Origin of the sequence: Phnomibacter sp. (assembly GCF_036803085.1) — a bacterium.
Classification (GTDB): Bacteria; Bacteroidota; Bacteroidia; order Chitinophagales; family Chitinophagaceae; genus Phnomibacter.
Genome location: NZ_DAIRUZ010000001.1, coordinates 271887 through 296101 on the forward strand (window position 1 = coordinate 271887; position 24215 = coordinate 296101).

The 24215-nt window shown below is 47.4% G+C and carries 20 protein-coding genes; 11 read left to right on the plus strand and 9 right to left on the minus strand.

Features of this window, described 5'->3' with window-relative positions; translation table 11 throughout:
• The first annotated feature begins 1 nt into the window (after position 1).
• The 4 genes from V7Q13_RS01105 (at position 2) to V7Q13_RS01120 (ending at position 4027) form a co-directional block, all read left to right on the plus strand.
• Positions 2-2050, plus strand: a complete 2049-nt coding sequence (locus V7Q13_RS01105) for a TonB-dependent receptor plug domain-containing protein (RefSeq protein ID WP_333798833.1) — start codon at positions 2-4, stop codon at positions 2048-2050.
• A gap of 79 nt (positions 2051-2129) precedes the next feature.
• Positions 2130-2558, plus strand: coding sequence for a hypothetical protein (locus tag V7Q13_RS01110; RefSeq protein ID WP_333798834.1), 429 nt, complete (start codon positions 2130-2132; stop codon positions 2556-2558).
• A 48-nt stretch (positions 2559-2606) separates the two neighbouring features.
• The gene (gene ung, locus V7Q13_RS01115; RefSeq protein ID WP_333798835.1) at positions 2607-3284 is read left to right on the plus strand and encodes a uracil-DNA glycosylase; all 678 of its coding nucleotides are present in this window, start codon (positions 2607-2609) and stop codon (positions 3282-3284) included.
• 11 nt (positions 3285-3295) lie between these two features.
• Positions 3296-4027, plus strand: a complete 732-nt coding sequence (locus tag V7Q13_RS01120) for a lysophospholipid acyltransferase family protein (RefSeq protein ID WP_333798836.1) — start codon at positions 3296-3298, stop codon at positions 4025-4027.
• Here the strand turns inward: V7Q13_RS01120 and V7Q13_RS01125 are convergent.
• Positions 4024-6648 carry a putative LPS assembly protein LptD gene (locus V7Q13_RS01125; RefSeq protein WP_333798837.1) on the minus strand — a complete coding sequence of 875 codons (2625 nt, stop codon included), beginning with the start codon at positions 6646-6648 and terminating at the stop codon, positions 4024-4026. The two genes, V7Q13_RS01120 and V7Q13_RS01125, sit on opposite strands and share 4 nt — an antisense overlap.
• 142 nt (positions 6649-6790) lie before the next feature.
• Here V7Q13_RS01125 and V7Q13_RS01130 point away from each other — a divergent pair, with 142 nt between their 5' ends.
• The 3 genes from V7Q13_RS01130 (at position 6791) to coaE (ending at position 9507) form a co-directional block, all read left to right on the plus strand.
• Positions 6791-7792: an N-acetylmuramoyl-L-alanine amidase family protein gene (locus tag V7Q13_RS01130; protein ID WP_333798838.1), complete on the plus strand. Its 1002-nt coding sequence runs from the start codon at positions 6791-6793 to the stop codon at positions 7790-7792.
• 89 nt (positions 7793-7881) lie between these two features.
• Positions 7882-8907: an MlaD family protein gene (locus V7Q13_RS01135; RefSeq protein WP_333798839.1), complete on the plus strand. Its 1026-nt coding sequence runs from the start codon at positions 7882-7884 to the stop codon at positions 8905-8907.
• 9 nt (positions 8908-8916) lie between these two features.
• Entirely contained in the window at positions 8917-9507 is a 591-nt protein-coding gene (coaE, locus tag V7Q13_RS01140; protein ID WP_333798840.1) for a dephospho-CoA kinase, read from the plus strand.
• 284 nt (positions 9508-9791) lie between these two features.
• On the opposite strand, the gene V7Q13_RS01145 is transcribed toward coaE, so the two are convergent.
• Both V7Q13_RS01145 and V7Q13_RS01150 read right to left on the minus strand, forming a co-directional pair.
• Positions 9792-10490: a lysoplasmalogenase gene (locus V7Q13_RS01145; RefSeq protein WP_333798841.1), complete on the minus strand. Its 699-nt coding sequence runs from the start codon at positions 10488-10490 to the stop codon at positions 9792-9794.
• Between the two features lie 25 nt (positions 10491-10515).
• A complete protein-coding gene (locus V7Q13_RS01150; RefSeq protein ID WP_333798842.1) occupies positions 10516-11433 on the minus strand; it encodes a hypothetical protein in 918 nt (305 codons plus the stop codon).
• Between the two features lie 93 nt (positions 11434-11526).
• Here V7Q13_RS01150 and V7Q13_RS01155 point away from each other — a divergent pair, with 93 nt between their 5' ends.
• From V7Q13_RS01155 to V7Q13_RS01165, 3 genes are all read left to right on the plus strand, one after another.
• The gene (locus tag V7Q13_RS01155) at positions 11527-11958 is read left to right on the plus strand and encodes a hypothetical protein (protein ID WP_333798843.1); all 432 of its coding nucleotides are present in this window, start codon (positions 11527-11529) and stop codon (positions 11956-11958) included.
• Entirely contained in the window at positions 11930-12424 is a 495-nt protein-coding gene (locus tag V7Q13_RS01160) for an FKBP-type peptidyl-prolyl cis-trans isomerase (RefSeq protein WP_333798844.1), read from the plus strand. Before V7Q13_RS01155 ends, V7Q13_RS01160 begins: the two co-directional genes overlap by 29 nt.
• Positions 12425-12510: 86 nt before the next feature.
• The gene (locus V7Q13_RS01165; RefSeq protein ID WP_333798845.1) at positions 12511-13956 is read left to right on the plus strand and encodes an L-serine ammonia-lyase; all 1446 of its coding nucleotides are present in this window, start codon (positions 12511-12513) and stop codon (positions 13954-13956) included.
• On the opposite strand, the gene V7Q13_RS01170 is transcribed toward V7Q13_RS01165, so the two are convergent.
• From V7Q13_RS01170 to V7Q13_RS01180, 3 genes are all read right to left on the minus strand, one after another.
• Positions 13953-14891: a hypothetical protein gene (locus V7Q13_RS01170; protein ID WP_333798846.1), complete on the minus strand. Its 939-nt coding sequence runs from the start codon at positions 14889-14891 to the stop codon at positions 13953-13955. The two genes, V7Q13_RS01165 and V7Q13_RS01170, sit on opposite strands and share 4 nt — an antisense overlap.
• 263 nt (positions 14892-15154) lie before the next feature.
• A complete protein-coding gene (locus tag V7Q13_RS01175) occupies positions 15155-15628 on the minus strand; it encodes a hypothetical protein (RefSeq protein WP_333798847.1) in 474 nt (157 codons plus the stop codon).
• Positions 15629-15754: 126 nt separating this feature from the next.
• Positions 15755-17656 (minus strand): gamma-glutamyltransferase family protein, encoded by a 1902-nt coding sequence (locus V7Q13_RS01180; RefSeq protein ID WP_333798848.1) that lies wholly within the window; start codon positions 17654-17656, stop codon positions 15755-15757.
• Positions 17657-18196: 540 nt separating this feature from the next.
• On the opposite strand from V7Q13_RS01180, the gene hutU reads away from it, so the two are divergent.
• Positions 18197-19885: a urocanate hydratase gene (gene hutU / locus V7Q13_RS01185; protein WP_333798849.1), complete on the plus strand. Its 1689-nt coding sequence runs from the start codon at positions 18197-18199 to the stop codon at positions 19883-19885.
• Positions 19886-20400: 515 nt separating this feature from the next.
• Here hutU and V7Q13_RS01190 read toward each other — a convergent pair.
• The 3 genes from V7Q13_RS01190 to V7Q13_RS01200 form a co-directional block, all read right to left on the minus strand.
• Positions 20401-21267, minus strand: coding sequence for a T9SS type A sorting domain-containing protein (locus V7Q13_RS01190; protein ID WP_333798850.1), 867 nt, complete (start codon positions 21265-21267; stop codon positions 20401-20403).
• Positions 21268-21283: 16 nt separating this feature from the next.
• Positions 21284-22687, minus strand: coding sequence for a formylglycine-generating enzyme family protein (locus V7Q13_RS01195; protein ID WP_333798851.1), 1404 nt, complete (start codon positions 22685-22687; stop codon positions 21284-21286).
• An 831-nt stretch (positions 22688-23518) separates the two neighbouring features.
• Positions 23519-23950, minus strand: coding sequence for a hypothetical protein (locus tag V7Q13_RS01200; RefSeq protein WP_333798852.1), 432 nt, complete (start codon positions 23948-23950; stop codon positions 23519-23521).
• Positions 23951-24215: the final 265 nt, after the last annotated feature.

The window sequence follows — 24215 nt, forward strand, 5'->3', positions numbered from 1 at the left end:
CATGCAGCGAACAGGATTAATGATTATAGCAGCATTGGCTGCGCAAACGAGTATTGCACAACAGAGCGTTGATGCAAAAGATTCTACATACAGCACACTGCAACAGGTGGTGGTGAGTGCTACACACAAAGCCCGTGAACGCAGCCAAACGCCCTACAGCATTGAAGTGCTGCAACAACCAGCACAACAAATGCAGCAGGCCCGTACCACTCCCGAAGCATTGGCCTACGTACAAGGTGTATTTGTGCAAAAGACCAATCATGGCGGCGGCTCACCTTTTTTACGTGGTCTCACGGGCAATCAAACACTCATCATGATTGATGGCATTCGTTTCAACAATGCCAGCTTTCGTTTTGGCCCTAATCAATATTTCAATCTGATAGATGCATTTAGCATTGATAGGATTGAAGTGCTGAAGGGAAGCGGCAGTGTGCAGTACGGTAGTGATGCTATGGGTGGCGTAATTCATGTGTTGACAAAGAAACAAGACTACACAGCAAAACCAATCTGGCACGCCAATGCCACCGGGCGTATTACCACGCAAGACATGGAATATACAGGCCGAGCTTCCGCAGCTTATAGCAGTAATCATTTTATGATGCAAGCAGGCTACACGTTTCGGCAGTTTGGCGATTTGGTAGGGGGCGATACAACGGGAGTGCAACGTCCTTCGGGTTATGACGAAAGAGATTGGGATGTAAAGATGGCAATGCAGCTCTCTGATAAAACGGAATTGATTGTGTCGAGTCAGCAGGTAGTGCAGCGGCACGTGCCATTGTACCATCGGGTGAAGTTGGAAAACTTTGCTTATTACCGCTTTTCACCACAGGTGATGCAGGTATCGTATGCGAGGCTCAACTGGAAGCCGGGTATGCGTTTGGTAAATGAAGCCAGTTTTACTGCTTTGTATAAATACAGCAAAGAAGGCCGCCAATACAACCGCAATGGCAATGCCAATTTTTATGATGAACTGGACAAAGTGAATAGTGTAGGTGCTACGGCTGAAGTATACAGCAGTTTCAACCAGTGGTGGACAGCCAACAGTGGTATAGAATGGTACAGCGATAAAGTTCGCAGCAGTAGAATACGCACTAATGGTAGCAGCGTTTTTAACGAACGGGGCTTATATCCGGATGCTGCTGTGCAGGATAATTTTTCTGCGTACAGCCTACATCATTTCCGTTGGCGAAAGTGGGTGGCAGAAGCCGGACTTCGCTACAATCATTTCATCAATAGTTTGCCCGGTGCTATTACACAATTGCCCGGTCAGCCAAAAGAAAATGCGGTGAAGTTGACGCCGGCTTCGTTGGTGGGTAATGCTTCCTTGTTGTACAATATCAACCCGAAGCATATAGTGTATGCATCTTTCAGCAATGGCTATCGTGCACCGGGTTTGGATGATATGGGCACATTGGGCCTAGTAGATTTTCGATACGAAGTGCCCGCTTACGATTTGAAGCCCGAGAAAAACAGCAACGTTGAATTCGGTTATCGCTTTGCTGGCAGGCGTTTGCAGGCATCGGCTACTTTCTTTTACATGCACATCAGTGATCTCATCAGCAGGGTACGCAGGGGAACAGATTCCATACAAGGATATCCTGTGTATATCAAAACCAACGATCAGCAGGCATTTGTACGTGGCTTTGAAATTAGTGCACAATATCAAATTACCAAACAACTACGGGCACAGAGTTATGTAGCGTATCAGTACGGGCAAAACCTCACCCGCAGCGAACCCATGCGTCGCATTCCACCCATGAATGGCTTTAGCAGTCTGCTGTATCAGGCATCCAAATGGTACGTTGCAGTGGAGCACCAATGGGCGGCTGCACAACAACGATTGGCACAGGGTGATAAAGAGGACAACCGCATTCCAAAGGGGGGCACACCCGCCTGGATGCTGTGGAATATGCATGCCGGATATCAAGCCTCATCGTTCGGTGTGAAGTTGTCGCTGCACAATATCAGCAACGAAGATTACCGTACCCATGGTAGCGGCATCAACGGTATGGGCCGGGCATTGGTGGCGGGAGTGAGTTACAATTTTTAAGGAAAACTGTGGAAAACCTGTACCAAAAAATCAGGCGGTTGGTAACATTATCTTAACATTCGCCCAGTAGTTTTAGGCCATGGCACAGTACAACGTCTTCCATCTGAAAAGTCCGCTGTCGGACGAACCAATTGAAGTAAAGCTGAACATGGCCGATCAGTACGTTCGCATTGCATCGCCGTACCACGAGCTTATTCAGCTGCGCCATCAGTTATTCAATCCTCATCTCATTACGGTGGCCAATTCTTACGGGTCACCTTTGTTTCAACTACATGCCCAGCACAAAAACAAGCAGCAGTGGACGGTGCAGCACAGCGGTGGTGAAAGCTTCAGCATTGACTTTCAGCAGGGCCAGCAGGTAGAAGCGGTACTGACCAATGAGCAATCGTTGCATTTGCAGTTTAGTGTGCTCGAAGCCGTGCAGCCAACCCCTGCCGAAATGCAAATGATTGGCGCAGCATTAGCCGCCTGCCATTTACACCATCAGTTTGCTACTTCTGCTGCCTGAGTTTTTACCGCATAGCTTCGTAGCTGCTTTCTGCTATTTTTGTTGCACATGGATGTACAAATAGCCGATAGCTGGAAACAACGCATGGAAGATGAGTTTGGCAAAACTTACTTCCACAACATTGTGCTGCACCTCAAAACGGAGCGGGCAGCAGGCAAAACCATTTATCCGCCGGGCAGCCAAATTTTCAACGCCTTTGCTTTAACGCCTTTCGATAAAGTCAAGGTGGTCATCATTGGGCAAGACCCCTACCACGGGCCACGGCAGGCGATGGGCCTCTCCTTTAGTGTGCCAAGGGGAGTAACAGCCCCGCCATCGCTGGGTAATATTTTCAAAGAACTGCGTCAGGATATTGGCATGGATATTCCTGCGCATGGCGACCTTACTACGTGGGCTAGCCAAGGTGTATTGTTGCTCAATGCGGCATTGACGGTGCGGGCCAATGAGCCCAACAGCCATGCACAAATTGGCTGGCATGAATTTACGAATGCTGTCATTAGAAAATTGTCGGACGAACGTACCGGTTTGGTATTTATGCTCTGGGGAAAATTTGCGCAAGACAAACAGGTATTGATAGATGGCACCAAACATCAGGTGTTGAAGGCGGCGCATCCCAGCCCGTTTAGTGCCGATAAAGGCTTCTTTGGTTGCAGGCATTTCAGCAAGGCCAATGAATACCTCATGAAACAAGGGTTGGACCCCATCGATTGGAAATTGCCGGAATAATATTGTGTAGTATGATGAAGAAAATATTTGCCCGGATATGGGCTTTGTGGGGGCTCGTTATTTTCATTGCCACGCTGCTCATATTTGTGTGGCCCATTGCGTTGTCTTTTTTTATTAAAGATCCCAGAGGGTTTATGGTGTTCAAAAACACGTCTAAGTTTTGGATGACCATTTACCTGTATGCCATTGGTTGCCCCATGCGCATTAAAGGCAAGCAGCATTACGACAGCAGCAAGCAATATGTGGTAACGGCCAACCATTCTTCTTTTTTAGATGTGCCGTTGCTGACGCCTTTCTTTCCCGGTCCCAATAAAACCATCGCCAAAAAATCCATGTCTCGCATACCGCTTTTTGGTTGGGTGTACACCCGTGGTTCGGTATTGGTAGACCGTAAAAGTGATGCCAGCCGCAAGCGCAGTTTTGACGACATGCGCAAAGTACTGCAACAAGAAAAACTGAACATGGCCGTGTACCCTGAGGGAACCCGCAACCGTACCGGGCAACCGCTCAAATCCTTTTACGACGGGGCTTTCAAGCTGGCGGTAGAAACGCAGAAAGACATTATTCCAGTCATCATTCGCAATACAGCAAAGGCTTTGCCGCCCAGTCAGTTTTTTTATTTGCTGCCCGTACCTTTAGAAATGGAATTGTTACCTGCCATACCTGTTGCGGGTAAAACAGCCGATGAAGTAAAGGCTGAAGTGTACGATGTAATGTGGAATGCGATAGCCGCCCATGCTTAGTTGTAAAAGAAGCGGGTACGATTCACTTTCAAATCTCGCAGTATAGCCGACTTTGGATTGATGCTGATGTTGAATGACCGGTACAAACCCACCGGAACTATGTTGATGGATAGTTGCCAGCAGTGCAACTCACGACTTAAAAACATGGTGAGGTTTTGCAACTTGCGGGTGGTTAAATCATAAAACATACTGCCACCCATTTTCCACTTTGGTGTCAGGTTAAAGTCGCCGTTCAGGTTTACACTCTGAAAAGTACTGGTGGTAAAACCACTATAATCGGGTTTGCGCTGCTGCGTAAAGCTAAGTGCGTAAGCCACGGTGAGGCTCCAGGGTACGTTGAAATCGGCAAACTCTGCAGGGTTGCTCCGAATGTATTCCTGCTGTCGCAATTGCTCATCCGGCGTAATGTAATCATCGTTGGTTTCCTTTGCTCCTTCTTTGTTGGCATCTTCTTTTTTCTTGCTCTGAAAAGAAGCACCGATGGATAAGCTTCCGGAGGTAAACCTGCCCAGTGCAAATTTTTCGGCATTCCACATATACTTGTTGATGCGTCGGCCAATGCTGTCTGTTTGATAAGGGTCAACACTGGTAGAACCGGTGATGTTTATTTTTTCAAACAAGGTAGTACTCATTAAAATACTGAAGGGAGAAAGCTGCAAACTATCTGCCATAAAGTTGTACGCCGAGTTGATGGAGAGGTTATCGAGCAGCCTGATTTTTTTGGTAGCACCTGCGGAGGTGTCTTTTTTATCCCGCACTTTCATCTCCAGGTTGTTTTGCACACCAAAGCTCAGGCCTCCAAATTTGCCTTCGCCAAAAGCATTGAACACAGAGCCGCGGTAAAGGCTAAACCTGTCGGTGTTTTTGTTCGAATCTATTTGAACCGTGTAGTGGTCTTTGCGGGCAAAGTCGGGCTTGTAGTTGGCACTAATAGATGGGCGTATCACATGCCGGATGGCTTGTATGCGTTTTTCTTTACCAAAATTTACTGTACCAAAAATGGCTGTTTGTGCACCCATACCAAAGCTCATTTCCCGGGATGCATAAAAGCCCTTGGTTACGGTGGTATCTACTTTTTTGCCGCTTTCGTTCCAGCTTAAAAGTACTTGCTGTCCGTACCATCTTTCGCTAAATGTAACGGATGGCGATACGGTGATGGGGCCAAGTGCAGGCAGTGCCAAACTAATGGGAATTTGATGCTGTGCGCCCCATTGCATGGTGTCAATAATTTCACGTAGGTTGTATTTCAGATAGGGGCTATCACTATCGAAAAAAGAAAACTGGTTGAGCACCTGACCACTGTAGCCAATGCCCAGTTTTTCGTACCACTTGGCGGTGCCCACACTTTCTTTTTGCTGCAAAGGATAAAAAGTGTTCACCGTCATGTTGAGGTTGGGCAGGCTAACGTTGTATTGGCCAGTCTGGTTGTTTTGGCTGTGGTTGCCCGTTACACTCATGTTGTATTTACCATCGCCCCAGGTTTTGGAGTATTGAATACTCGATGCAATCTGGTTGGTAAAGTTGAGTTGGTTATTATTGGGTATAAACCGGTTGTATTGGGTGCTGCCAAAGTTTACGTTGGCACTAAAGTTGGTACCCGGCCTGGCTTTACTATCCATGCTGTGGTTCCACGAAAAGTTGAACGTTTTTGTATTGACGTAGTCCGGATCGCCTTTGAAATTGATGCGGGTGTTTTGAAAATTAAACCGCACCCCGCCGTTGTATTTGTAGCGAACTCTGTAAGTGGGGCTCATGTTGATGGCATAGCCGCCGTAACTGTAAATGTTTGTACGAACGGTCATGTCAAAGTTGTCGTTCAGCACTTTGTAATAACCCAGCCCTTCGAGGCCGAGGCCAAAACTTTCGGTAGCGGTAAACTGTGGTGCCAGCAAACCTGAGTGCCTGCCCTGGCTGAGTGGATAAATACCAAATGGCAAACCAATGGGCATGGGGATGCCTTCAAACTCTGGGTAGGCAAGGCCACTGTAGGCCCACTTGTTGTTTACCAACTTCATTTTACGGGCCTTAAAGGCAAAGTGTGGCGTATCGAGGTTGCAGGTGGTAAACCGCCCCATGGAGGCATAAAAAGATTGGGCATCAATTTTTTTAATGCGGTCGGCAAACACAAACATTTCACCCTGCTTGGTATATGTGCTTTTGGTAAGGCCCCGTTGTGTTTTAAAGTTGTAAAACATCGAATCACTTTCCGATTCCATGTCGCCATCTTTCAGCACCGGCCGGTCGAGTACTTTGCCTGCAGTATCTTTTACAAAATAAGCTTTGGCCGTGCTGTTGCCATTGTCTATTTCTATGCGGCCTGCTTTCAGGTCGAGGGTGTTGTACGTTGTATGTGCCTTGCCGTATAAAAAAAACTTGCGGCCAGGAATATCGAGCACACCACTGTCGGCCGCTTCGTAGCTCACGGGCCCATCGAGGCTATCGGCCGATACCGGCAACGAAAAGGTATCAATTTTGGTAATGAGGCTGTCTTTTGTCTTGGTGGTAACCGTGGGTTTGCCGGGAATGCGTTTCGTAGTATCGGCAGTGGTTGTTTTTGTTAAACTATCGGTAACTCTCCCGTTGCTAGATGCCTGACCAAAACTGTAACACGTTATAAACAAAAGTGGAAAAAACCATAGAAAGCAACGGAGTACATTTGCGGTATTTTCACGACTGGTGGCTTTCATAAATAATGGGTTAGCGAAAGTAAGATTTAAGATGAACGCCCCTGTGAAGAATTGTCTAAAGTGTAAAAAGGATATAATGCTGCGAATAACATGGGTTTTGGCTGGGTTGCTGTGTGCTGTGGTAGGTTTTGCCAGTGGAAAAGATGGGCAAACACCCAACCAAAAGCCGCCATTAAAAACGGTGATTATTGATGCCGGCCACGGCGGGCACGATGGTGGCGCCAGAGGCAGCCTCTCAAGAGAGGCCTTGCTGGCATTGGAAATAAGCCTGCAGGTGCGGGAAATAATGAAGCAGGAAATTCCTGATTTGAATGTACTGATGACCCGTGAAGAAGACCGCCTGCCGGGCAACCAGACGTCTATACCTGCGGCACTCCGCTGGCGGGCCGATTATGCCAACAAGAGTGGCGGCGACCTGTTTATTTCCATTCACCTCAATGCCACTTTGGCCAACCAGAAATATGGCCGCAAGCAGGTGGGTACTAAGGAAGAAACCTACTACGTATATAGTGGCAAGGGTAAAAAACGTAAGAAAATAGCCAAGAAAAGAACCGTGCCCGTGTATGAAAAATACAAACTACCCGCCACGGTCAGCGGTACACAAACCTACATTTTGGCCCGCGACTGGTACAACCTCAAGCTCAAAAGCGTAGGCAATAAATCAGAAATCTATGACATGGGCGAAAACGATTCGCTGGATACAGAAATGATGCAGATGGATCCGGTGGAAGCCCGTATTCGTGCTGCACAGTATACCAAATATTTCTTTCAGAAAAGCATGACACTGGCCTCGTTGGTAGAAGAAGAATTTGCTGCCACTGGCCGCCGTAGTTGGGGCGTTATGCAACGCGACTGGGATGGCATTTGGGTACTGCAAGCCACGCAAATGCCGTCAATTTTGGTAGAAACCGGATTTATAGATAACCCCGATGAAGAAGCCTATCTCGCCAGTTTGGATGGCCAGAAAGAAGTGGCCAGGGCTATCGTAAATGCGGTTAAAAAATACAAGGCCATGTTGGAAAGCGTAGGTCAGCCTGCTGCCAGCGGTATACCCGGCGGCACTGGTACGGGCAACTAAGCCTCCATACTCGTTAAAAAAGGATGCAGGTTTTTAGCCTTGCATCCTTTTTTTATGTGGTTCACAGTGGTTTGTGTTTATTTTGCCGTATGGCATTCAAAGTATCGAACGAAACCAAGGTAGGAGCTCTCACAGCCATTACCATTACTTTATTCATTCTCGGCTTCAACTTTTTGAAGGGTAGAAACCCTTTGAAAAAGGCTACATACTTCTACGCAAAGTTTGAATCGACAGACGGTTTGCAGGCATCCAACCCGGTTGTGATTAAAGGGTTGAATGTGGGCAATGTGTATGAAATAGTGCCCGCCGACCGCGACCTGAATGCGGTGCTCATCACCATTCGGTTAACCGAAGACATACAAGTGCCCGCCAATTCTGTGGCGCATATCAAAAGCAACCCGTTGGGTACGCCTTCTATCGAAATTGTAAAAGGCGATGCCAAAACTTACTTAGTGCCCGGCGATACTTTGCTGAGCGAAAGCACCCCCGGTTTCTTCGGCAGTATTTTCGATAAGCTCGGCCCCACGCAGGCTGCACTGGATAAACTGCTGACCTCGCTGGATTCAGTGGCCAGCAAAATCAACAAAACAATGACGCCCGGCACTCAGGCCAATATTCAGGATGTGGTGGCTAACCTGAGTCAGGCAACGGCGCAGCTGAATACCACTATTGCTTCGGTAAATGCCATGCTGGATGCACAAAACGGTTCCATTGCCAAAACGGCCAACAACCTCGAACAGGTATCTGGTACTCTCGCTGCCAACAAAGAAAAAATCAACAGCATTGTAGGCAATCTGGAAACGACCTCGCAAAAGCTGAGCCAGCTGAACCTGCAGCAAACCCTCGACCAACTGGCAGGTACCATGGAAAGCCTGAAAGCCACGCTGGCCAAACTTAACAGTCAGGACAATTCAGTAGGTTCATTGCTCAACGACAAGAAATTGTACAACAACCTCAACTCTACTGTTAATAGCCTCAACCTGCTGATGCAAGATTTACGCCTGCATCCCAAACGCTACGTGAATGTGAGTGTGTTTGGTAAAAAAGACAAATCCGAACCCCTGATGAAACCCATGCAGGAAGATTCGGTAACGCAGGAACAACGCCGTAACTAACATACAATTATGCTCAGGGTCGGCATTACAGGAGGCATTGGTTCGGGCAAATCTGTTGTGGCCCGCATTTTTGAAACACTGGGCATACCCGTGTACTATTCCGATGCCGAAGCCAAGCAGTTAATGAATACCGATGCTACGCTTCGTGCCAACATCATTGCTGCTTTTGGTCCTGAAGCCTACAATGAAGCGGGACTCAACCGCAGCTGGTTGGCAGCGCAGGCTTTTCAGCAACCTGAGAAAACGCAATTGCTTAATAGCATTGTTCATCCTGCAGTTATAGCACACGGTACGCTTTGGCTGCAGCAGCAACAAACAGCTTATGCCATTAAAGAAGCCGCTTTGTTTTTTGAAAGCGGCTCTGCTACCGATATCGATTTTATGATTGGCGTGTATGCCCCGCAGGCCTTGCGCATACAGCGGGTAATGCAGCGGGATGGCCTCGGCCGACAGGAAGTGCTCACCCGCATGAGCCGGCAAATAGACGAGACCGTGAAAATGAAACTCTGCGATGCAGTGATTACCAACAACGAACAGGAAATGCTGATACCGCAAGTGCTGCAGTTGCATGAGCAGCTGTTAGCCATGGCTGAGAAATGAGCGATAAGTATACTCAGAATAGCAAGTTGAATTTTCAATTTGCTCGGCTCAATTTATAGACGAGCTAACTAACCTGCTTGCATTTCCACTGGGGGAGGCGTTGGCTGGGCAATCCCGATAGCTATCGGGAAGCCGGAGGCATGGGGTTTGCCTTGATCCCGATAGCTATCGGGATTCTTTGGTTACTTTCTTTTTTTCAAGAAAAAGAAAGTAACAATGCAACTACATGAATCCGCTAAATAAACGCTAGTCTTTTGCAGAAGCAGATTACAAGCTATAGTTGTTTAATTCTGTTTTCTGGTAAAATACCTCGCCGTTTCTACTGCGGCCATGCACAGCAACCACTGTGCTACGCCATAGGTAAGCATTATAAGCAAGCCAGCCTGTGGTACAGCGGCAGCAAATTTGTTGTAGGCCAAAATAGAATCAGAAGCCACAAACAAAGCCGCACCAGCGCCAAACTTTACCGCCACTTTACCGGGCAATTGTCCACGCAAAGCCAGTGCCAGCAGGAGCATGCTGGTAATAACCGCAGTGTACAACAACACTGGAATAAACATGTCGCCCAAGAAAGGTTTGAGCCGCACAAACAGCGACACCGCATAGAGTAGCACGGCAATCAGCACCCAGAAATAGGCTTTGGCCCACTGGCCAAAAGAAATAGTACGCAGCTTGTTGAAGTAAACGATGTAGAAAATATGCGCCAATAAAAAACTGCCCAATCCGGCCATAAAAAACAAAGGTTGTTCACCCTTCATGAGCAGCACATCGCCCAGCCAGGAGAGAAATAAACCTGCTGCCATCCATTTAGCCGGCGCATGATAACGAACTGCTTCGGATTGCAACAGCAACATCATTAAAACAGGCATGAGCAATGGCTTGCAAATAAGATGCAGCCATTCATTGGGCAAGGCATTGCCCAAAATATCGCCCAGCAAAAGGGCGAAAAAAACGATGCTCAGGATACCAGTTTTGCTACGCATGCCGATGTCAATTTTGCGTAAGCATTTACTGCGCTGGTAGCAACCTCACAGGGCGTTTGAAATACCGGCGCAACGAATCGCGGAGTTGTGCTGTGTCTTTTACCGCACTGCTCGACAAAGTATAAAAGGTAAACCGAACGGAGTCGGTTGTTTCGAGATACACGGGTGTTTTCAGCTGTTGCTTCAGCGTATCAAACTGATTGAGCACAATGGCTTTTTTCACATTGCTTGTTTCCCTGAAAATCACTTTCCAGTTGCGCAGCTGCAGGCTGTCTGGCAGGGCAGGGGCTGGCTGTGTGGTGGCAGCAGAATCTACCTGCTGGGTAACAAGTGTATCGGTATTTACAGGGCTCAAACTCTCGGTGCTGGCAGTTTCCGGAGTGGCTACAAATGCTTTGTACATCCACCAGCCCACAACTACCAGTAATACCAACAAAACAATAGCGAGAATGCCCTTTGTTTGCGGCGACATGCGGTTGCGTTTTTCTTCATCGTAAGCAGCGCCGGGGCCATGGTGTGCCGGGTCTTCTACGTGGCGTTCTTTTAGTTTGCCCATGGCTTCTTCAGCTTTAATGGCCAAAAAATAACCGGGTGTCAGACTCAAAACGCCGTCTTTATTTTTTGCCAAAGCCCCCAAGCCTTTTATTTCAAAGGGGTTGCCAATGTTGAGAAACTGTACTGCCATGCTCAGGTAAGCCTCAATATCATTTTCGGCAAGGCTGGCTATTTTGCCCCGTTGGGTGGCATAAAAACGGATAAAATCAGGAGAGGTAGCCGCAGTTTTTAGATGCTTAAACTCAATGCCTGTAATGGGAACTGACTTGTTTTTCTGTATGTATTCTGCATCGGGTACTGCATCCAGCAGCCGGATTTGGCCAATGCCTTGCAGCGAAATTTCACCATGCTGGTACACAAAAAGGGTAATCAGTTGTTCTACGGTCACGTTGCTATTTTTTATTGATTGCGAATGTAAGCATTTGCCAAACGCTTGGGGTATCTAAAGCAGTGGCAGGCAGGGCTAAATCATTTCTTAAAATTGGATGTTTTTTTACAGCCCGTGCAGCAGTTTGTGGGCAGGCATTGCCAAACCACTACTTTTGCCCCCGACATGCTCACCGACAAAGAAAAAATGTTCCTGGATTACTGGGCCAAAAACAGGGATCGCCAAAAAAAGCTCTTCTATCAGCTTGCCGTTGGCTTGCCTTTTGGTTTATTGCTGGGTGCCATTATTATGGCTAACTTTTTTTCGGGTTGGTACAAGCGGGCCGATATGATTGCCAACAGCCAGTTTAATCCCTGGGTGTTGTACATCGCAGTGCTTTTAATCGCTGTTTTTTTTGCTGTGTTTTCCAAAAAATTTCAATGGGATCAGCAGGAGCAGCGATACAAAGAACTGCTGCACAAACAACAAAAAAACGAAAACAAGAATCAGGAAACGCATGAAAACGATGTTCAGGAAAACGCTTAACGCATTTGCCTTTGTGGCCATGGCTGCTCTATTGCTGGCAGGTTGTACCAAGTCTTCTACTACTGGCTGCCAGGTGCAGGATCCTTCAAAAGAGGAAGCTGCTATTCAGGCTTTCATTTCAGCAAAAGGCATTACAGCTACCAAGCATAGTCGTGGTTTGTACTATCAAATTATCAACCCCGGTAGTACTGGCAGGCCTACCAACACCAGTGTCATTTATTGTACCTACAAAGGCACTTTACTAGACGATAAAGTGTTTGATCAGCAAACCAATCCCGGACGCACCGGTTTTCAACTCAGCGGCCTTATTGAGGCATGGAAAATAGCGTTGCCTTTAATTGGTAAAGGTGGCACCATTAAAATGGTATTGCCCAGTGCCCTTGGCTATGGTTGCAAAGCCAGTGGCGATATTCCCGCCAACTCGCCATTGTATTTCGAAATGACCTTGGTTGATTTCTTCAACTAATCATTTATTTCTACTGATAAAATATGGCATGCTGCGGCGTGCCATATTTTTTTACAGACATTTGAGCCATCAAGAAAATTGTTGCTATGCCACACGAAGCCATTTCGGTATTTGATATGTTTAAGATAGGCGTTGGCCCAAGTAGCAGCCATACCCTTGGCCCATGGCGGGCCGCACAGCGGGTGGTGCAGGGGCTGATGCAACGCAACCAGCTTGCATTTGTGCAGAACGTACAAGTATTACTGTATGGTTCACTGGCCAAAACAGGAAAGGGCCATGGTACCGATGTGGCTATTTTGCTGGGCCTGTGTAACGAAGACCCAGAAACCATTGACGTAAACAGTATTAATCCTAAAGTTGAACACATCAAACAGTCGGGAAAATTACTACTCGGTGGTCAGCAGGAAATTGATTTTTTGTATGCCGATGATTTGCTTTTTCTGGCCAATGAATTTTTACCCTTTCACCCCAATGCAGTTACATTTTTGTACAGCCTGAGTACAGGCGAACAATACAGCGAAACCTGGTACAGCATTGGCGGCGGTTTTGTAGTGCAGGAAGGCGAAACTGCCGGCACAAATGCAACAAACGTGGTATTGCCATTTCCTATCAATACAGCTGAGGAACTACGCCACTGGTGCATGAAAACCGGTATGCCTGTGTGGGAAGTAGTACAAGAAAATGAAAGCACCTGGCGCAGCGAAGCGGATACCCGAAAAGGTGTGTTGCGCATTTGGCACACCATGCGTGACTGTGTGTACCGCGGTTGTCACACTGCCGGGTATTTACCCGGTGGGCTGCAGGTAAAACGCCGTGCTGCCGACCTCAATAAAAAGCTGTTGGCGCAGCAATCGTACTCCAATTTTGTCAGCTGGCTACTGGCCATCAGGGCTGGTGGCGATCATTTTAAATACACGCTGGATTGGGTGAGTTGTTTTGCCCTCGCAGTAAATGAAGAAAACGCAGCGTTTGGCCGTGTGGTAACCGCACCAACAAACGGCGCTGCTGGTGTAATACCCGCTGTGCTCATGTACTATATTGCTTTTTGCAACGGCAAAGAAAGCAGTGCAGATTTGGAAGATAAGATTTACCGTTTCTTGCTGACTGCTTCCGAAATTGGCAGCATCTTCAAAAAAGGCGCTACTATTTCGGCTGCCATGGGTGGCTGCCAGGCAGAAATTGGGGTGAGTAGTGCCATGGCTGCAGCGGCCCTCACGGAAGCGTTGGGCGGCTCGCAAAAACAAACACTGATGGCTGCTGAAATTGCGATGGAACATCACCTCGGCCTTACTTGCGACCCCATTGGTGGATTGGTGCAAGTGCCTTGCATTGAACGCAATACCATGGGTGCTATTAAAGCGATAACGGCTTGCCAACTGGCGTTACAAAGTACTCCCGACTTTGGAATTGTAAGCTTGGATAAAGTGATAAAAACCATGTGGGAAACGGCCTTGGATATGAACAGTAAATACAAGGAAACCGCAGACGGTGGTTTGGCCATTCATATTCCCATTAGCCTGGCCGATTGCTAGTACACAAAGTTTTTGATAAGTTTTTTTTGCTCGGCATTGCAGTTGCTGGCAAAAATGGCTGCCACATTTTTCTCACTGCGAAGCTCTTCAAAAAACACATCGAGATACTGGCTGGTCATTTTTTTAAAACTGCCATCTACGCCTTCGGCATTGGCAAAAATGGCACGTATGGCAACTTCTTTTTCCAGAAAGCGTTTGGCCACTTTCATAAACACGGGCCACTCGGGATGACAAACACCACGATACAGCCTGTCTTGAACAGATTGTATGGGCAGCTCTGGTGAGGGTACTGCATAAGGTGCATCCACCAAGCCGCTTTGGTCAAAATCAAAAGGCACAACAATGGGCCGTTCGGCAGGCTTACCAATCAATAAAATATTGTGTTCAAAATCTACCGACCAATCGGTATTACCAATCATGTACTGAAACAATACCATGGTAAAGTAACTCTCTGCCTGTGTGCTAATGGCGGTCAGTTTAGCATCTTTCATGGGCATACAGCCAACTCTTTTGGCCAATGCCTCGTCGGCTTCTATGAGAAAACCTGTTAATGGTTGTTTGTTTTTTCCGCTGAGTGCTTCGTCGTCCGGTGTAATGTGTACCAGCCTTGTTTGAAAGGCAACAGGGGCCACTATTTCATAGGCTTTGTATGCTACATATTCTCTTACTACATAGTTGCCTTGCTGGCAGGGGAGAACCAGCTTCAGCTTGTCTTGTTTGGCAAACACACTCTGCTTAGGTATAGCCGATTTGGGAAAGTTGAGCAGCAATGGGGGCAGGCCACAGTTTTCAGGATTCTTGCGAAACTTCCCTCTTGTACGTGCCTTTAGCTGAATGCTGTCTTGCTCATGTATCAGTAGTAAATCGTGGTATTGATTGTTGTCGTCCCGGTCTTTCAGCAACTGTTTTACCTGGCCTTTCAATTGTATGTGCAAAATAGAATCACTACTAAAAAGGGGGGCTGGTTTTTTGGGCTGTTCCTGCGCTGCACTGCAAAAAAAGGATAAACAAAAAACTGCTGAAAGAGCTGTGCGTTGTATGGCCAATAAAAAACAATTCAGCATAAAAATGGCTGCCTTTCAATTGGTGAAAGGCAGCCATGTAAAGGTATTTGTTTTACGCTGGTTTAATTGCTGGCACTTCTGTTTTTGAACAAGGTTATCAATGCAAACAAATGCATAGCAATCTCGGCGGCGGTTTATTTTTTATTGATAATACCAAAGGCTTCATCGGAAGCCACACCAATCTGATCAAGGCCTTCTGTAAGTTCTTCGGCATCAATGGTACGGCTGCTGAAATCTACCCGCACCATCAGTGTTTCATCTTCATCATCCAACCCTACTTTTATGCGGTCGAGGTCGAGGGAAAGTTTCAGCAACTGTTTGAATTGTGCGGTTGTTATACTTGGGCCTGCTTTTTCTTTTACGATGCTAAACAGCACAATCATGCCTTCCGTTTCGGTAGCAATAATGTAAATTTCTTTGTTGTGTTTGCCTTCTACTTTGGTAACGTAGATGCCGCCTTCTGTTTTGGTAAACTCATAACCGGTTTTGTCAATAATGCTGCTGAGTTTGCCTGTTTTTGCCAGCGCATCTTTAGCACTCACAGCTTTGGTTTGTGCTTGCAGGCTGGCGGGCAACAACAGCAGCAGAAAGTAGAAGAAGTATTTCATGAATTTAATTTTTACAAGGTTACGGTTTACAAGATTACGAGTTCATACGTTGGTTTGTTGGCAGGTTAAATGATTTATTTCTATGTATTCATGTCAGCATTCCAAAATCATCATTCATCATTGCTTTTACCATCCAATACCATAATCCTCACCATGGTTGCTACTGCCGCCCCAAAAGCTATTGTGCTTCCAGTCGAAGAAAATAGCATTGATTGGGCCACTGCTGCGTTCGGTAAAGCTCAGCTTGTAACCCATAGCCTGCAAGGCTTTGCGTACTGCTTCGGGGGTACGGTTTTGTAGGATGATATCACCGGCACGTGGGGCACGGTCTTTCATTTTGGTGCCACCCAGGCTCAGCCATAACTGGTTTGTATTTACGTTAGCCGCTTCGCTGGCCTGCTGTACGTTCATGCCAAACTCCACCACGTTCAAAAAGAACTGCAACAGGTTTTGATCTTGCGTATCGCCACCTTGCACGGCAAAGCTCAGAAAGGGCTTACCATCCTTCATGGCAAAAGATGGTGTAAGCGTTACCCGTGGCCGCTTGCCCGGTGCTACTACGTTAAAGGGGTTCAACGCACTATCGAGCACGAAGCTTTGCATGCGCTGGCTCATGCCAATGCCAGTATTACCTGCAATGCAGGCTGGTACCCAACCGCCGCTGGGGGTAATGCTCACTACCCAACCGCTGGCATCGGCTGCTTCTACACTGGTGGTGCCCCGCAGCAGGCGATCCATGTACATTTCATCTTGTGCAGAGTGCTGATAGGCCAGCTGGCGTACATCATGCGAAGGGATGGCACCGCCACCGCTGGCCGTGGTATCGGCCAGTTCTGCCCATTGCTGCAGGAGCTTACTGAAAGGGTTTGTTTTTCCTTCGAAAGGATAGGGGTCGCCGGGCAGTGCTGGCGATAAATTCTTTGAAGGGTCAATGAGGGAAGCTCTTTGTTTAGCGTATTCTTTGCTCAGCAAACCCTGCATGGGTTGGTGCTTGTTGAAGTATGGATCGCCGTAGTAAAAGTCGCGGTCGGCAAAGCTGAGGTGCATGGCCTGCGAAACGGTATGAATGTATTGAGCACTGTTGTAGCCCATGCTTTTCAGGTCGAAGTTTTCGAGGATGTTCAACGCTTGCAACATGCTGGGGCCTTGTGTCCACTGTTGTAGTTTATACACATCAATGCCTTTGTACGACACCTTCACAGGTTCTTCTTCAATGGGTTTCCAGTTGGCCAGGTCTTGCATGGTAATGAGTCCGCCCTGCTCCTGACAGCCCCGCACAAATTCCTTTGCGATATCGCCTTTGTAAAAGCGGTCGTACGCCGCCATGATGGCTTGCTTTCTTGTTTTGCCTGCCTTCAATGCAGCCTGTTCAGCTTCCACCATTTTTGTAAGGGTGTTCAGCAGGTTTTGCTGGGTGAATATTTCGCCAGCTTCGGGGGCTTCGCGTTTTTCACCCAAGTGTGGCAGAAAAACAGCTTTGCTGTAAGGCCATTGTTTGAGGCGGTCTTTTTGCCGCTCAATGCTGTTGGCCGTTTGTGCTTCTATGGGGTAGCCCGCAGCCAGTTGCATAGCGGGTGCCAGTACTTCTTTCAGGCTTTTGGTGCCATAGTTGGCTATGAGGTAGCAAATACTGCCGGGGGTGCCGGGCGTAACTGCCGCCAGCGGACCATACTCCGGCGGAAAGGCATAGCCCTTGCTTTTGAAAAATTCGGGGGTGGCACCGGTGGGGGCTACGCCCAGACCATTGAGGGCAATTACTTTTTTGGTGTTGGGGTTGTAGAGCAGCACCTGGGTTTCGCCGCCCCAGTGCAGCACATCCCACATGGTGCAAGTGGCTGCCAGCATAGCACAAGCAGCATCTACCGCATTGCCACCCTGCTGAAAAAGCATACTTCCTGCCGTAGCCGCCAATGGTTTACCCGTAATGGCCATCCAGTTTTTGCCATGCAATACAGGTTTTTGGGTGGGTTGTGCCTGCAGTTGGGCAACCAAAAAAAGAAGGGCCGACAGGCTCATCCATTTTCTCATACACATACAAATTCATTTTTGAAAAGATACGTGTTGTAAGACGATACCTTTGGGCAAGACAGTTGGAGAAAATAAATGAAAACTTGTATTCTGCAATAAGGAATAACAAATAAAGAATAAGAAATAAGAAAGTTGGGGAATGATGAATGAGGAGTGATGAATGATGAATTTTTTGGCGCCCTTCGGGTCTTAGTGGTTCAAACAGAAATAAGGAATAAGAAACACAGAATAAGCAATAAGAAAGTTGAGGTAGTGATGAATTGCTTGGAGCCTTTAGTTTTTTAGTAGTTCAAACAAAAAACACTGTGCTCCTCTGTGCCAGACTCCTTTGCCTCTGTGGTAAAAAAAACTTTGTAATCTTCTTGCCTTAGCGTGTTGGTGGTTAAAAAAAACGCATGATGAAAGTCAACAACTCCAATCCCAATTACCTAAACCTTTGTAATGCTTCAAGAGCATAGGAGGCTTGCTGGTTCTTAAAAACACTGTGTTCCTCTGTGCAAACTTCTGATACCTCTGTGGTAAAAAAATAAAACGTTGTTTATGCCATACGATCCCATCCAATACAAAACACCAACCGGTACCAACATTACATGCAAAGGCTGGATACAAGAAGCCGCCCTTCGCATGTTGCTCAACAACCTCGACCCCGAGGTAGCCGAACGCCCCGAAGACCTGATTGTATATGGCGGTCGTGGCAAAGCAGCCCGCAATTTTGAAGCCCTCGACAACATCATCAAAGCACTCAAAGTGCTGGACAATGATGAGAGTCTGCTCATACAAAGTGGCAAGCCAGTAGGCATTTTAAAAACACATCCCGATGCACCAAGGGTACTCATCAGCAATAGCCAGCTGGTGCCCAACTGGGCCAACTGGCAGCACTTTGAAGAGCTCGAAAAAAAGGGTCTCATGATGTATGGCCAAATGACCGCCGGCAGCTGGATTTACATCGGCAGCCAGGGCATAGTGCAGGGCACTTATGAAACTTATGCGGCCATTGCCAACAAACATTTTGGCGGTAGCCTCAAAGGCACCCTCAATGTAACTGCCGGACTCGGTGGCATGGGTGGTGCTCAACCACTCGCCATTACCATGAACGAAGGCGTGGCGTTGGTAGCCGAAGTAGAAGAATGGCGCATTGACAAACGCATAGAAACCAAGTACCTCGACGAAAAATATACAAGCATCGACCATGCCATTAATGCAGCGCTGCACTACCGCCGCGAAGGCATTGCCAAAAGCATTGGCGTGTTGTGCAATGCCGTGCACCTGCTCGATCATTTGTTGTCGAGAGACATTGTGCCCGATACCCTCACCGACCAAACCAGTGCCCACGATCCGCTGATAGGTTATGCCCCGCATACCCTCAGTATAGAAGAAGCCAATGCACTGCGACAGTCTAATCCCGAAGCCTATCTGTCGCGGAGTTATGAAAGCATGCATTTGCATGTGCAGCTCATGATGGCCTTACAGCAAAAAGGCGCCATCACTTTTGATTATGGCAACAACCTGCGGGCCCGTGCATTGGAGCAAGAAAAGAATCACGGCAATCATTCCCAGTTTCCGCCATTAAGCAGTCATGCGTCTTTGTTCCCGGGTTTTGTGCCGGCGTATATCCGGCCGTTGTTTTGCGAGGGCAAGGGCCCGTTTCGCTGGGCGGCACTCAGCGGCGATCCCGATGACATTGCAGTGACCGATGCCATGATTGCCGAATTATTTCCGGAGAACCAGAGCCTACAACGCTGGCTGCAATTGGCCAAAGAAAAAATTGCCTTTCAGGGTTTGCCGGCCCGCATTTGCTGGCTGGGCCAGGGTGAACGGGAAAAAGCCGGCCTCGCCTTTAATGAGCTGGTGCGTACCGGCAAAGTGAAAGCCCCCATTGTGATTGGCCGCGACCACCTTGATACCGGCTCTGTGGCATCGCCCAACCGCGAAACCGAAGCCATGCTGGATGGCAGTGATGCCGTGGCCGACTGGCCCTTGCTCAATGCGCTGGTAAACACCGCAGGTGGTGCCAGTTGGGTGAGTCTACACCATGGTGGCGGCGTAGGCATGGGCTACAGCATACATGCAGGCATGGTGATAGTTGCCGATGGTACCGATGCTGCTGCGGCCCGCCTGGCACGGGTGCTGCGCAACGATCCGGGCATGGGCGTTATCCGCCACGCCGATGCCGGCTACGACATAGCGAAGGACACGGCGAGAGCTCACCGGTTGAATTTGTTTGATTGAGTCGGTAGTCGGTAGTCAGAAGTCGGTAGATACAGCTGTAGGCCTGCGGCCATTTTGTGAACGTTTTAAAAATTCAAATGAAAACGTTCACAAAAAAATGTTCACGTAACGATGTGTCGGCAATGATAGAAAGATGGCAGGTGTGGCCGGTAAAAAATTAGTGATTGCTTTCGCATGCCTCCGGGCCAGAAAATAGTGGTTACTACACTTGCGGCGAATGCTGTTGCCTGTTGTAGTGTTGGCTGAGTAACGTGCCCGTCACAGGCCGCGGGCATGCAACAGTGGAGGAAAACATAAGCCAAATTTGAGGATGCGAGGAAAAGCTACATTAATAAATGTAAGCTGGAGTAAAGCTAACGAGCATCATTCGCCTGGGTTTTTATGTAGTCCTCCGCTATGGCCCACCAATGTTTTAGCAAAACTAAATACCTGATGTATCTGAGTATGTAGCACCTCATTTACATCAGGTATAGAGCATATTCTGAAAAGCTTTTATTGTCTGGCCTCTCGGTTACTTATTGTTTTACAAACATGGTGGATGCCTGCTTTTTTGGTGTTGCCACTTTTACATGGTACACTCCAAAAGGCAATGAAGAAACATCCAATTGCAATAGTTGACCGCCCCCCAGCATATTTACTTGCTGTTGCTTTACCAACTTGCCTTCGCTGCTGAGCACACTTAACATAATCATATGGCCCGCAAACTCAGCCGGAACGGAAATAAAGAGCTTTGTTGTTGCCGGTACTGGATAGGCGAGAAGTGTTCCATTGTTTGACTCATCAAAGTTTACCAGACGTACGGGGGTGTAGGTAAACTTTCCATCTTTATCTACCTGTTTTATTCGGTAAAAATTGGCATTCTTCTGGGGGGTAGCATCTACATAGTTATAAGTTGCCGTGCTGTTGCTGTTGCCGCTTGCACTCATGGCACCAATGCGTTGAAAGTCATCACTTGTACTACTTCTCTCGATATCGAAGTAGGCACTGTTTTGCTCTGCTGCTGTTTGCCATTGTAACACAGAAGTGGCTCCTTGTTTGCGGGCTGTAAAAGAAATCCAGGTTACGGGTAATGATCCTTGCGGACGATATACGCTAGCCCATCCATCGCCTTGGCCACCGCCAAAAATGCTGTTGCCTGTCTGGGCAAATGCATTAAAATGCCAGCCATCTCCATTGCCACCGTTGAAAAGCGCATTACCTGACTGAGCAAATGCATTAAAATGCCAGCCATCTCCATTGCCACCTATGTAAATATTATTGGCTGACTGCTGGTAGGCATTTTTATGCCAGCCATCGGCAAAACCTCCATTAAAAATGGCATTGTTTTGTGCCTGCACCACCAGACTACCCAACACCATTAGTAAAAGAATAATTTGTTTCATGTAACTAAGTTTTGGGTTATTGTGCTGTGCGTACCAAACGGCCGCCTGCTGCTCCGGTAACGGCATCGTAATAGTAAATGTTTGAATACATAGTAATGGCTCCCCTGTCTGAGGTGCGGGCATTGTCGGCATCGCTGTTGAAGGCGCCACCCCGCCATCCATAGGCATTAAAATCTATCCAGCTAGCAACATCTGTGGTGCCGGACGCTGCAAGATACCCATCGCCATGCACGTTGTCAGTAAAGGCACGGCCGGGGGTTGTATGTACGCCTATGCAAATTTCGTTCACGTTTCCGCCCATATCCATTAAGCCATAATAGGTGCCGCCACTCAGCTCACGGGTAGAACCAGTGCTCCGGGCAAAAAGTCCGGTACGTGTCATCCGGCCAAGCTGGTTGTTGATGTTGGCATTGGCCATCGCCGGAGAGTTTACTGATTCTGTGGCCAAACCAGGATTATTAGTAGATAGTAAATAAAACACCTGGGTGGTGCCCCATACATATTCGTTGGGTACGGCAGGTGTGTTATAACCACGACTGGCTTTTTCAAACTCCAGTTCTGTCATGGGGCGCAAGCCACTCCAGTCGGCATGCGCAGCCAGGCGTGCCGTGTTCAGGCTGCCAATTGCCCGTTCGGGCTGTTGTGCTACAAGGTTTGGATGTGTGCCGTTGATTTCAGCACTACTGGCAGCATTTGTTGTGGCCCTGGCCTCATCAATATGGTTTAAAAAATCCGCATATTGCTGCTGGCTGATTTCGTACTTCATGATCCAGAAAGCATTAAAACCTTTCGGAAAAGCAATGGGTAAAGTGCCACTGGCCGTGCCTGCGCCATTGGGATTTAGCGTACCTGCACTGGTACCCAAAGTAATGGCGGCGTTGCTGGCCACCAGGTAGGGTGCTTGTACGGTTCCATTTCGGAAGTTGTGTGTTTCTGTACCGCCACTGCCTAATTGAAAGGAACCCTGCGGAATATAAACCATCTCCAACGCAAATACTCTAACCTCCACTGTTTCATTGTCCAGCAATCCATCTGCACCATAATTCCACTGAAGTTTGTTGCCGGTGTAGTTTACGTTGCCAATTCCATTGGCATTGCGGTAAATAAAAGCACCTTTATTATCCGAAGGAATGAAAAAAGTTGCACCACTTGCAGGGGTGTTTCCGGTAGAGGAAATGGTGCAATGCCTCCAGTCGCTGGTACCGTTTTTTCTGAACTTTACAAAAATCCAGGCACCATCGTAGTTGCTTTCGTTGGTGCTGGTACGCCAACTGTTTTCCCAAGCCACATCAAAATTAATCAGCGTAAAATCGCTGACCGTGTTTTGGCCAGATAAGTTGGTATTGGAAACGGTAATGTTGTTGGCCCACACACCGCTCATGCAAAGGAGCAGGGTGGCAATGAGGCAAAGTCTTTTCATACAGTTTACTGTTGTTTCGGCGAATGTATTCTTGACCGCAAAGCCTCCCTATACCGTGCAGGCGGTATTTTTTATAAGCTGATGGCAAAAAAAGATTCCGGGCAACAACGCCTGATTGAAGAGAAAAGCCGCTTTAAAACAGTTTGTTTCCTGCAAAGTCGCCTGCAATGCAAGTTGCGCATTGAAGTTGGCTTATTGGATTTCACTTTCTGGGCATGAAAGAAACGGAGGGCGATACTTGATGCTGTTGTCACCCATGGTTTATTGCTACGCAATCAGCTTTGAGGGAGCCGTTGCTGGAAAGTAAACTTAGGACACCTTCGCAGGCCTCCGGGCCAGAGAATAGTAGTTACTACACTTGCGGTGAGTGCTGTTGCCTGTTGTAGTGCTGGCTGAGTAACGTGCCCGTCACAGGCCGGGAGGCCTGCGACAGTTTGTGGGTTGCCTATGCATAGCCACGGCTTTTAAGCCGTAGGCAAAATGATGGTGTCCGTAGTTGGCTTTAGCCACCAATGATGTATTGCTACGCTGCGGGCACTGCGGGAGAGGTTGCCGGGAAAAAAATCGGACAGCTGCCATCCCAGCCTTAGGGCTGGGATTGTGGCTAAATACTTCGTATTAGAAATAGAGGTAACGTTCGAGTATTTGCGAAGGCAGGGGATCCATTGCTCGTCTGCCAGGTACAAATGCCCATTTAAAAATATTGAAGATGAAGTTATGAACTAAAGCTGAAAATTGTACGTCGAGCTGGAACTACTGCTGATGCTTGCACATAGCTGATGTTACATTGTTCAGCCCTGCTTTTGCAAATACTTTTGTTGTGCGTTCGTTTTATTCACCAAAAGCAATGACAGTCGAGTAAATCAATTTGTTGTCGTCCGTGTAAAAGTTTCCTTGCTGACCACCTAAATTGTCACGCAGGAAAACATACTTCAATCTTTTTGGAATGTTCGTCTCACCTTTTAAAGCTACTATGGCTTGTCCTTTTAACAGCAGTTCTCTTACTACCCAAATATCCAAAATGCCACTGATTGTTTTGTCGTCAACTGAAGATAAATTCTGAGAAACAAGGGTATCTCTGCTTTGGTTCTTCATGATGTTCGCAAGGTCTTGCCATGTCTGACTGGTCAAATAGCCTTGGCTCTTAATCTGTTTTTTTATGTTATTGTCAAGCATTGAATAAATGTCATGGCTACTAAATTTCAGCGTGTCGCAACTTTCAAGGAAGAAAAGAACATGAGGTTTAGGAGCACCAGTTAACATGATGTGCTTCTCCTTCTTTGATTTAATGAAGTTTGGATTATGTACTGTCTTGCAGCTAAACAGAACAGTCAATGAAAACAATATGTAAGTAGTCTGTAATTTCATGGAAAAATGACGCACAACTCAAAAATAGCCGACACTCACCACATTCTCCACTTTGAAAATCAATCTTCATTGTAAGCCAATCCACATTGCCTTAAGCCTTTTCAATTGTTCAACGCATAGGAATATTCCTGCAACCTGCTGGCTGCAACGAACAATGAAA

Coding starts and splice junctions, on each gene's coding strand:
- V7Q13_RS01135 (WP_333798839.1), top strand. CDS start 7,882: ATGGCATTCAAAGTATCGAACGAAACCAAGGTAGGAGCTCTCACAGCC.
- V7Q13_RS01200 (WP_333798852.1), bottom strand. CDS start 23,950: ATGTTAACTGGTGCTCCTAAACCTCATGTTCTTTTCTTCCTTGAAAGT.
- V7Q13_RS01130 (WP_333798838.1), top strand. CDS start 6,791: ATGCTGCGAATAACATGGGTTTTGGCTGGGTTGCTGTGTGCTGTGGTA.
- V7Q13_RS01145 (WP_333798841.1), bottom strand. CDS start 10,490: ATGCGTAGCAAAACTGGTATCCTGAGCATCGTTTTTTTCGCCCTTTTG.
- V7Q13_RS01195 (WP_333798851.1), bottom strand. CDS start 22,687: ATGAAAAGACTTTGCCTCATTGCCACCCTGCTCCTTTGCATGAGCGGT.
- coaE (WP_333798840.1), top strand. CDS start 8,917: ATGCTCAGGGTCGGCATTACAGGAGGCATTGGTTCGGGCAAATCTGTT.
- V7Q13_RS01160 (WP_333798844.1), top strand. CDS start 11,930: ATGAAAACGATGTTCAGGAAAACGCTTAACGCATTTGCCTTTGTGGCC.
- V7Q13_RS01120 (WP_333798836.1), top strand. CDS start 3,296: ATGATGAAGAAAATATTTGCCCGGATATGGGCTTTGTGGGGGCTCGTT.
- ung (WP_333798835.1), top strand. CDS start 2,607: ATGGATGTACAAATAGCCGATAGCTGGAAACAACGCATGGAAGATGAG.
- hutU (WP_333798849.1), top strand. CDS start 18,197: ATGCCATACGATCCCATCCAATACAAAACACCAACCGGTACCAACATT.
- V7Q13_RS01105 (WP_333798833.1), top strand. CDS start 2: ATGCAGCGAACAGGATTAATGATTATAGCAGCATTGGCTGCGCAAACG.
- V7Q13_RS01190 (WP_333798850.1), bottom strand. CDS start 21,267: ATGAAACAAATTATTCTTTTACTAATGGTGTTGGGTAGTCTGGTGGTG.
- V7Q13_RS01175 (WP_333798847.1), bottom strand. CDS start 15,628: ATGAAATACTTCTTCTACTTTCTGCTGCTGTTGTTGCCCGCCAGCCTG.
- V7Q13_RS01165 (WP_333798845.1), top strand. CDS start 12,511: ATGCCACACGAAGCCATTTCGGTATTTGATATGTTTAAGATAGGCGTT.
- V7Q13_RS01180 (WP_333798848.1), bottom strand. CDS start 17,656: ATGAGAAAATGGATGAGCCTGTCGGCCCTTCTTTTTTTGGTTGCCCAA.
- V7Q13_RS01110 (WP_333798834.1), top strand. CDS start 2,130: ATGGCACAGTACAACGTCTTCCATCTGAAAAGTCCGCTGTCGGACGAA.